Here is a 2,725-nt window from a genome sequence, read left to right on the forward strand (position 1 = left end):
TCTAAGTAACCAGAGGAAAAGAAATCAACCGAGATTCCCTGAGTAGCGACGAGCGAACGGGGAACAGCCCTTAAGCTGGTATGGTTCTAGAAAAACGGTTTGGAAAAGCCGGCCATAGAAGGTGATAGCCCTGTATTTAAAAGGGCCATTCCAGTGAAGACGAGTAGGGCGGGGCACGTGAAACCCTGTCTGAATATGGGGGGACCATCCTCCAAGGCTAAATACTACTGACCGACCGATAGTGAACCAGTACCGTGAGGGAAAGGCGAAAAGAACCCCGGAGAGGGGAGTGAAATAGATCCTGAAACCGTGTGCGTACAAGCAGTAGGAGCTCGAAAGAGTGACTGCGTACCTTTTGTATAATGGGTCAGCGACTTACTGTTCGTGGCAAGCTTAACCGTATAGGGGAGGCGAAGGGAAACCGAGTCTGATAAGGGCGCATAGTCGCGGGCAGTAGACCCGAAACCGGGTGATCTAGTCATGCCCAGGGTGAAGGTGCGGTAACACGCACTGGAGGCCCGAACCCACTCCCGTTGCAAAGGTAGGGGATGAGGTGTGATTAGGAGTGAAAAGCTAATCGAACCCGGAGATAGCTGGTTCTCCTCGAAAGCTATTTAGGTAGCGCCTCATATGTATCCTCTTGGGGGTAGAGCACTGTTATGGCTAGGGGGTCATCGCGACTTACCAAACCATTGCAAACTCCGAATACCAAGACGGACTGTATGGGAGACACACGGCGGGTGCTAACGTCCGTCGTGAAAAGGGAAACAACCCAGATCCACAGCTAAGGTCCCAAATTTACTGCTAAGTGGAAAACCATGTGGAAAGGCACAGACAGCCAGGAGGTTGGCTTAGAAGCAGCCACCCTTTAAAGAAAGCGTAATAGCTCACTGGTCGAGTCGGTCTGCGGGGAAGATTTAACGGGGCTAAGCAGTAAACCGAAGCTTGGAGTGCATAACTTTGTTATGCGCGGTAGAGGAGCGTTCCGTAAGCCTGTGAAGGTGAGTTGAGAAGCTTGCTGGAGGTATCGGAAGTGCGAATGCTGACATGAGTAACGATAATGCGGGTGAAAAACCCGCACGCCGAAAGCCCAAGGTTTCCTTGCGCAACGTTAATCGGCGCAGGGTGAGTCGGCCCCTAAGGCGAGGCAGAAATGCGTAGTCGATGGGAAGCAGGTTAATATTCCTGCACCTCGCGTAAGTGCGATGGAGGGACGGAGAAGGTTAGGTGTACCAGGCGTTGGTTGTCCTGGGGAAAGGCGGTAGGTTTGAATCTTTGGCAAATCCGGGATTCTTTAAGACCGAGCACCGAGACGAGCCTTTAAGGCGAAGTCACTGATACCACGCTTCCAGGAAAAGCTCCTAAGCTTCAGCTTACGCAGACCGTACCGTAAACCGACACAGGTGGGTAGGATGAGAATTCTCAGGCGCTTGAGAGAACTCGGGTGAAGGAACTAGGCAACATGGCACCGTAACTTCGGGAGAAGGTGCACCCTTTTTGGTGGCTCATGCGAGCTATAGCTGAAGAGGGTCGCAGTAACCAGGCCGCTGCGACTGTTTATCAAAAACACAGCACTCTGCAAACACGAAAGTGGACGTATAGGGTGTGACGCCTGCCCGGTGCTGGAAGGTTAATTGATGGGGTCAGCCGCAAGGCGAAGCTCTTGATCGAAGCCCCAGTAAACGGCGGCCGTAACTATAACGGTCCTAAGGTAGCGAAATTCCTTGTCGGGTAAGTTCCGACCTGCACGAATGGCGTAACGACAGCGGCGCTGTCTCCACCCGAGACTCAGTGAAATTGAAATCGCTGTGAAGATGCAGCGTTCCCGTGGCAAGACGGAAAGACCCCGTGAACCTTTACTATAGCTTTACACTGAACGTTGAGTTCGTCTGTGTAGGATAGGTGGGAGGCTATGAAACTGTGGCGCTAGCTGCAGTGGAGCCATCCTTGAAATACCACCCTGTCGTGCTTGACGTTCTAACCTAGGTCCATTATCTGGATCGGGGACCGTGTATGGTGGGTAGTTTGACTGGGGCGGTCTCCTCCTAAAGAGTAACGGAGGAGCTCGAAGGTACGCTCAGCGCGGTCGGACATCGCGCACTGTGTGCAAAGGCATAAGCGTGCTTGACTGCAAGATCGACGGATCAAGCAGGTAGGAAACTAGGACTTAGTGATCCGGTGGTTCTGTATGGAAGGGCCATCGCTCAACGGATAAAAGGTACTCCGGGGATAACAGGCTGATACCGCCCAAGAGTTCATATCGACGGCGGTGTTTGGCACCTCGATGTCGGCTCATCACATCCTGGGGCTGTAGTCGGTCCCAAGGGTATGGCTGTTCGCCATTTAAAGTGGTACGCGAGCTGGGTTCAGAACGTCGTGAGACAGTTCGGTCCCTATCTGCCATGGGCGTTGGAAGTTTGAGAGGGGCTGCTCCTAGTACGAGAGGACCGGAGTGGACGAACCTCTGGTGTTCCGGTTGTCACGCCAGTGGCATTGCCGGGTAGCTATGTTCGGAAGCGATAACCGCTGAAAGCATCTAAGCGGGAAGCGCGCCTCAAGATGAGACTTCCCGGGGCACAAGCCCCCTAAAGGAACCATATAGACTATGTGGTTGATAGGTCAGGTGTGTAAGTGCAGCAATGCATTGAGCTAACTGATACTAATGATCCGTGTGGCTTGACCATATAACCTCAAGTTGCCTTGGCCGACATGACATGTCGATAGA

Annotated in this window: 1 rRNA gene (running past one end of the window); it reads left to right on the forward strand. The window is 52.8% G+C overall.

Going from position 1 to position 2,725, the window contains the following annotated elements:
- A 23S ribosomal RNA gene (locus ACVOLL_RS17700) occupies nucleotides 1-2,684 on the forward strand (it extends 194 nt beyond the left edge of the window).
- Nucleotides 2,685-2,725 lie beyond the last annotated feature (41 nt).

The sequence above is a fragment of the Stenotrophomonas sp. STEN035 genome (assembly GCF_056759935.1).